The sequence below is a fragment of the Citrobacter sp. wls826 genome, from assembly GCF_005281245.1.
Classification (GTDB): domain Bacteria; phylum Pseudomonadota; class Gammaproteobacteria; order Enterobacterales; family Enterobacteriaceae; genus Citrobacter; species Citrobacter braakii.
On record NZ_SZWS01000061.1, the window covers coordinates 314,095 to 321,136 of the forward strand.

At 49.6% G+C, this 7,042-nt stretch carries 8 protein-coding genes; all 8 read left to right on the forward strand.

The window, feature by feature from the left end:
- Positions 1 to 88, forward strand: an 88-nt coding sequence (locus tag FDW87_RS23080) for a phage shock protein PspD (protein WP_305764080.1), incomplete at its 5' end; no start/stop codon positions are given.
- A gap of 164 nt (positions 89 to 252) precedes the next feature.
- Positions 253 to 1,959, forward strand: a complete 1,707-nt coding sequence (locus tag FDW87_RS19010) for a sugar phosphorylase (protein ID WP_049269482.1) — start codon at positions 253 to 255, stop codon at positions 1,957 to 1,959.
- 16 nt (positions 1,960 to 1,975) lie between these two features.
- The gene (locus tag FDW87_RS19015; RefSeq protein ID WP_019076863.1) at positions 1,976 to 3,268 is read left to right on the forward strand and encodes an ABC transporter substrate-binding protein; all 1,293 of its coding nucleotides are present in this window, start codon (positions 1,976 to 1,978) and stop codon (positions 3,266 to 3,268) included.
- Positions 3,269 to 3,288: 20 nt separating this feature from the next.
- Positions 3,289 to 4,170, forward strand: coding sequence for a carbohydrate ABC transporter permease (locus tag FDW87_RS19020; RefSeq protein WP_003840754.1), 882 nt, complete (start codon positions 3,289 to 3,291; stop codon positions 4,168 to 4,170).
- Positions 4,157 to 4,999, forward strand: coding sequence for a carbohydrate ABC transporter permease (locus tag FDW87_RS19025; RefSeq protein ID WP_003020474.1), 843 nt, complete (start codon positions 4,157 to 4,159; stop codon positions 4,997 to 4,999). The genes FDW87_RS19020 and FDW87_RS19025 overlap by 14 nt, the downstream gene beginning before the upstream one ends.
- A 27-nt stretch (positions 5,000 to 5,026) precedes the next feature.
- Positions 5,027 to 6,079, forward strand: a complete 1,053-nt coding sequence (locus FDW87_RS19030; RefSeq protein WP_016153224.1) for a zinc-binding alcohol dehydrogenase — start codon at positions 5,027 to 5,029, stop codon at positions 6,077 to 6,079.
- A 16-nt stretch (positions 6,080 to 6,095) separates the two neighbouring features.
- On the forward strand, positions 6,096 to 6,884 hold the full coding sequence (locus FDW87_RS19035) for a sugar phosphate isomerase/epimerase (protein ID WP_016156634.1): 789 nt from the start codon (positions 6,096 to 6,098) through the stop codon (positions 6,882 to 6,884).
- 10 nt (positions 6,885 to 6,894) lie between these two features.
- Positions 6,895 to 7,042 (forward strand): Gfo/Idh/MocA family oxidoreductase (locus tag FDW87_RS23085; protein WP_371415034.1); only part of this gene is annotated, 148 nt, incomplete at its 3' end.

Consider the following 7,042-nt stretch of genomic DNA (forward strand, 5'->3'; position numbering starts at 1 on the left):
TAAAATGCTGCTGGCGTTGGTCCTGGAGCCGGTTTTGAGTCGGGCAGCGGCAAAATTATCGAAACGCTATTCAGGTAATCAACCCTGATATCCGAATCAGCAAAAGCAAGCAACAATTAATCAACATTCCCTCTGTTAATTTGCGGCAGCTCACAAATACGATTTTTTGGCTGCCAAAATTCTTTTATTATCCCCCTCCTGGCCACCTCAGCCGATTGACAGCTTATTTCCCGCAGAGTAGTCTCTTGATTCATGGGACCGCTACCACGAGAATTGAAGGTGAACCAAAAAATCCAAAAATGCCTGGCAGAAGTTTATGGTGATACGTTTACTTCATGCCACTATGAAGCGCTGATTGCACGTTTAGAGAAATCACAGGGATTAATTAAAAAAATCCGTAAAGCGCATTGGGACGAGGGCGATGTGGTTCTTATTACCTACGCCGATCAATTCCACGGGGCAGGCAAAAAACCACTGCCGATGTTTAATCAATTTTATAATGAATGGCTTAAGTCGACATTTTCTCATGTGCATCTGTTGCCGTTTTATCCGTGGTCATCGGATGATGGTTTTTCCGTAATTAATTACCATCAGGTTGCCGAAGAAACCGGTGACTGGAATGATATTAAGCAATTGGGTAAATCCAGTCGACTGATGTTTGATTTTGTTTGTAACCATATGTCAGCGAAAAGCGAATGGTTTAATAACTATTTGCAACAGCTTGACGGTTATGAAGATTTCTTTATTGCGATGGATCCTGATACGGATCTGAGCAACGTAACGCGTCCACGCGCATTACCGTTACTGACGCCTTTTACGCTGAAAGATAACACCGTACGCTATTTATGGACGACGTTCAGCGACGACCAGATCGATCTCAACTATGCCAACCCGATAGTGTTACTGGCGATGGTCGATGTGCTATTGAGTTATCTTGAGCAGGGCGCTGATTATGTCCGCCTGGATGCGGTTGGCTTTATGTGGAAAGAGCCAGGAACGACCTGTATTCACCTGGAAAAAACGCATCAGCTTATCAAACTATTTCGCGCTATTGCTGACTGCGCGGCGCCTGGTACGGCGATTATTACTGAAACAAACGTTCCGCATAAGGATAATGTGTCCTACTACGGAAATGGTCGTGATGAAGCGCATATGGTGTACCAGTTCTCGTTACCGCCGCTGGTGCTGCATGCGGTACAACGCCAGGATACCTCAACCTTGTGCCAGTGGGCGCAATCACTGGAACTGCCGTCCAGTGAGACCACCTGGTTTAATTTCCTCGCATCGCATGACGGCATTGGTCTCAACCCATTACGTGGTTTGTTACCTGAAGACGAGATCGTGCGCCTGGTGACGGAATTACAACAGGAAGGCGCGCTGGTTAACTGGAAAAATAACCCTGATGGTAGTCGCAGTCCGTATGAAATTAACGTCACATATATGGACGCACTAACGCCAGACAATTGTAGTGATGCCGAACGTTTTTCCCGCTTTATTCTCGCACATGCCATTTTGCTGAGTTTTCCGGGGGTACCTGCGGTTTACATTCAAAGCATTCTTGGGTCACGCAATGATTATAAAGGTGTCGAGGCGCTAGGTTATAACCGTGCGATCAACCGCAAAAAATATCAAATAAGCCAAATCGAAACGGAGCTGGCAGATGAAACCAGTTTGCGCCATGCTATTTATCATGAATTATCCCGATTAATTGTAATACGTCGTAGTAATAAAGCATTTCACCCTGATAGTGATTTTCAGATTAGCAGTGTTACACCGGCTGTAATGCAAATTAAACGTACGGCGGAAACAGGCGAAAAAATTACCGGATTATTTAATGTCAGCGGTCATACGCAAACCATTAGTATTGATGTTGAAAATGGATTTGATTTGATTAGCGGTAAAACTATTTCAGGTAAAGAATTAACGTTGAACGCCTGGCAGGTCATGTGGGTTAAGTAATAAAAAGGAACATTTCATGCTTAAAACTAAAATTGTGCTGATTTCAGCACTGGTTTCCTGCGCCCTTGTTTCCGGGTGTAAGGATGATAAAACGTCCTCTGTTGCGATTGAATTTATGCACTCTTCTGTTGAACAGGAGCGGCAGGCGGTTATTGCAAAACTGATTGAGCGTTTTGAAAAAGAGAACCCGGGGATCAGTGTCAAACAGGTTCCTGTAGAAGAAGATGCCTACAACACCAAGGTCATTACCCTGGCGCGGAGCGGTTCTCTGCCTGAAGTCATTGAAACCAGCCATGACTACGCGAAAGTTATGGATAAAGAATCACTTATCGATCGTAAAGCCGTAGCGCAGGTCATCAATGCCGTAGGTGAAGGTACTTTTTATGATGGCGTGCTGCGTATTGTGCGTACTGAAGACGGTACTGCCTGGACCGGGGTTCCGGTTAGCGCCTGGATTGGCGGGATCTGGTATCGCAAAGATGTGCTGGCAAAAGCTGGGCTGGAAGAGCCAAAAGACTGGCAACAACTGCTGAGCGTGGCGCAGAAGCTAAACAATCCTGGTAGTAAGAAATATGGTATTGCGCTGCCCACGGCGGAAAGCGTTTTGACTGAACAGTCATTTTCCCAGTTCGCGCTCTCAAACCAGGCCAACGTTTTTGATGCGCAAGGAAAGATAACGCTCAACACACCTGAAATGGCGCAGGCGCTGCAGTATTACCGCCAATTGGCAATGAACACCATGCCGGGCTCAAACGACATCATGGAAGTCAAAGACGCGTTCATGAACGGCACGGCGCCGATGGCGATTTATTCCACCTATATCCTCCCGGCGGTGATTAAAGAGGGCGATCCTAAAAATGTGGGCTTTATGGTGCCGACGGAAAAAAACTCTGCTGTTTACGGCATGCTGACGTCGTTAACCATTACCGCGGGTCAAAAGTCTGAAGAGACAGAAGCGGCAGAGAAATTTGTCACCTTTATGGAGCAGGCCGACAACATCGCGGACTGGGTCATGATGTCGCCAGGGGCGGCGCTGCCGGTCAACAAAGCAGTGGTGAATACCCCGACGTGGAAAGATAACACTGTCATCAAAGCGCTGGGTGAATTACCCGATCAGCTGATTGCCGAACTGCCGAATATCCAGGTGTTTGGTGCCGTCGGCGATAAGAACTTCACCCGCATGGGCGACGTCACAGGCTCCGGTGTTGTGAGCTCAATGGTGCACAACGTGACGGTAGGCAAAGCCGACCTCGTCACCACGATTGAAGCGAGCCAGAAAAAACTGGATGACCTCGTTGAACAGCGCTAATGGGGAAATGGAAAGCCGTGATGAATAAGTTCTTTTCAGGTCGATCTGATATGCCATTCGCCATGCTGCTGCTGGCGCCCAGCTTGCTGTTGCTGGGCGGTTTAGTGGCGTGGCCGATGATATCAAACATCGAAATCAGCTTTATGCGACTGCCGCTGAATCCGCAAATTGAGTCTACGTTTGTCGGGCTGAGCAACTATATCCGTATCTTATCCGATCCCGGATTCTGGCATTCGCTGTGGATGACGGTCTGGTATACCGCGCTGGTTGTGGCAGGAAGCACGGTACTGGGGCTGGGCGTGGCGATGTTTTTTAACCGTGAGTTTCGTCTGCGGAAAACGGCGCGCTCACTGGTCATCCTCTCTTACGTGACGCCATCAATTTCGCTGGTGTTTGCCTGGAAATACATGTTCAACAACGGCTACGGCATTGTGAACTACCTCGGCGTGGATCTGTTGCATCTCTACGATCAGGCACCGCTGTGGTTCGACAATCCCGGCAGCAGCTTCGCGCTGGTCGTGCTGTTCGCCATCTGGCGCTACTTCCCGTATGCCTTTATCTCGTTTCTGGCGATTTTACAGACGATTGATAAATCGTTGTATGAGGCGGCAGAAATGGACGGTGCGAATGCCTGGCAACGGTTTCGTATCGTCACGCTGCCAGCGATTATGCCGGTGCTGGCAACCGTGGTCACACTGCGCACGATCTGGATGTTTTACATGTTCGCCGATGTTTATCTGCTGACCACTAAAGTCGATATTCTCGGGGTCTATCTCTATAAAACAGCGTTTGCATTTAACGACCTAGGCAAAGCGGCCGCTATTTCTGTCGTCCTCTTCGTCATTATTTTCGCTGTTATCCTGCTGACCAGAAAACGGGTGAACCTCAATGGCAACAAATAAGCGCACACTTGGCCGCATCGGCTTTTACTGTGGATTAATTGTCTTCCTGGGCATCACGCTATTCCCATTTTTTGTGATGTTGATGACCTCATTTAAAAGCGCCAAAGAGGCGATCTCGCTACATCCGACGCTGTTACCGCAGCAATGGACGCTGGAACATTACATCGACATCTTCAACCCGATGATTTTCCCGTTTGTTGACTACTTCCGTAATAGCCTGGTGGTATCGGTCACTTCTTCGGTGGTGGCGGTATTTCTCGGCGTACTCGGAGCGTATGCGCTTTCCCGCCTGCGTTTTAAGGGGCGAATGACTATCAATGCCAGCTTTTACACGGTGTACATGTTTTCGGGGATCCTGCTGGTGGTGCCGCTATTCAAAATCATTACGGCACTTGGCATCTATGACACCGAAATGGCGTTGATTATCACCATGGTCACCCAGACGCTGCCGACCGCGGTGTTCATGCTGAAAAGCTACTTCGACACCATTCCGGATGAAATAGAAGAAGCCGCGATGATGGATGGATTGAACCGTCTGCAGATCATCTTTCGCATTACCGTGCCGTTGGCGATGTCCGGCCTGGTTTCGGTCTTTGTGTACTGCTTTATGGTGGCGTGGAATGACTATCTGTTTGCCTCGATTTTCCTCTCCAGCGCCAGCAATTTTACCTTACCGGTCGGTCTGAACGCGCTGTTCAGTACGCCTGACTATATCTGGGGACGCATGATGGCGGCATCGTTAGTCACCGCATTGCCGGTCGTCATTATGTATGCGCTTTCCGAACGTTTTATTAAAAGTGGTTTGACCGCAGGCGGCGTGAAAGGCTAAGCGGCCAGTTTAATTAAGGAGTTGTAAATGAAGAAGTTAGTTGCCACAGAACCGCGTGTTGCGGCGCTGGTGGAATATGAAGACAGAGCTGTATCCGCCAATGAAGTGAAAGTTCGCGTTCGCTTTGGTGCGCCAAAACATGGCACGGAAGTGGTCGATTTTCGCGCTGCCAGTCCGTTTATTGACGAAGATTTTAACGGCGAATGGCAAATGTTCATGCCGCGTCCGGAAGGGGCGCCGCGCGGGATTGAATTCGGCAAGTTCCAGCTTGGCAACATGGTGGTGGGCGATGTTATTGAGTGTGGCAGCGATGTGACCGAATACGCCGTTGGCGATTCAGTTTGCGGCTACGGCCCACTGGCAGAAACGGTTTTCTTTAATGCGGTAAACAACTACAAACTGCGCAAAATGCCGGAAGGTAGTTCGTGGAAAAATGCCGTGTGCTATGACCCGGCACAGTTCGCCATGAGTGGCGTGCGCGACGCCAATGTGCGTGTCGGCGACTTTGTTGTCATCGTCGGCTTAGGGGCGATTGGCCAGATTGCCGTCCAACTGGCTAAGAAAGCGGGAGCCTCGGTGGTCATTGGTGTGGATCCGATTGCCCATCGTTGCGATATCGCGCGTCGTCATGGCGCGGATTTCTGTCTGAATCCTATTGGCACCGATGTCGGCATGGAAATTAAGAAGCTGACCGGCAAGCAGGGCGCGGATGTGATTATCGAAACCAGTGGCTATGCGGATGCGTTGCAATCGGCGTTACGCGGTCTGGCTTATGGTGGAACCATCTCCTATGTCGCTTTCGCGAAACCTTTTGCTGAAGGCTTCAACCTGGGGCGTGAAGCGCACTTCAACAACGCCAAAATTGTCTTCTCCCGTGCCTGCAGTGAGCCAAATCCGGATTATCCGCGCTGGAGCCGCAAGCGTATTGAGGAGACCTGTTGGGAACTGTTGATGAACGGTTACCTGAACTGTGAAGAACTTATTGACCCGGTAGTGACATTTGCCAGCAGCCCGGAAAGCTATATGCAGTATGTCGATCGCCATCCGGAAAAGAGCATCAAAATGGGCGTGACGTTTTAATTAAGGAATGCAGAAGATGAAAATTGGAACACAGAACCAGGCTTTTTTTCCGGAAAATATTCTCGAGAAATTCCGTTACATCAAAGAGATGGGGTTTGACGGTTTTGAAATTGACGGCAAGCTGCTGGTTAACAACCTGGCAGAAGTGAAAGCGGCAATCAAAGAAACAGGCCTGCCCGTCACCACCGCCTGTGGAGGATATGACGGTTGGATCGGTGATTTTATCGAAGAGCGTCGTTTGAATGGCTTACAGCAGATTACCCGCATTCTCGAAGCGCTGGCCGAAGTCGGTGGGCAGGGCATTATTGTACCCGCTGCATGGGGCATGTTTACCTTCCGCTTACCGCCGATGACCTCTCCGCGCAGCCTGGCGGGTGATCGTAAAGCAGTAAGTGATTCATTGATTTATCTCGATAAAGTTGCCGAGCGTACGGGGACGGTGGTGTATCTGGAACCGCTCAATCGCTATCAGGATCATATGATCAACACCCTGGCGGATGCTCGTCGCTATATCGTGGAAAACAACCTGAAGCATGTGCAAATCATTGGTGATTTTTACCATATGAATATCGAAGAAGACGATATGGCTCAGGCGCTGCATGACAATCGCGATCTGCTGGGACACGTCCATATTGCGGATAACCACCGTTATCAGCCGGGGAGCGGTACGCTGGATTTCACTGCGCTGTTTGACCAGTTGCGTGAAGATAATTATCAGGGTTACGTCGTGTACGAAGGGCGTGTACGGGCAGAGAACCTGCCGGAAGCGTACCGTCAGTCACTGGCCTGGCTGCGTACCTGCTAAGAGGATTTCTGTGAAAAGTGCACTGACAAGCTCTCCGCTACGCATCGCCATTATCGGCGCCGGGCAGGTGGCGGATAAAGTTCATGCTTCGTACTACTGCACCCGCAACGATCTGGAACTGGTGGCTGTCTGTGACAGCCGCCTGTCACAGGCGCAGG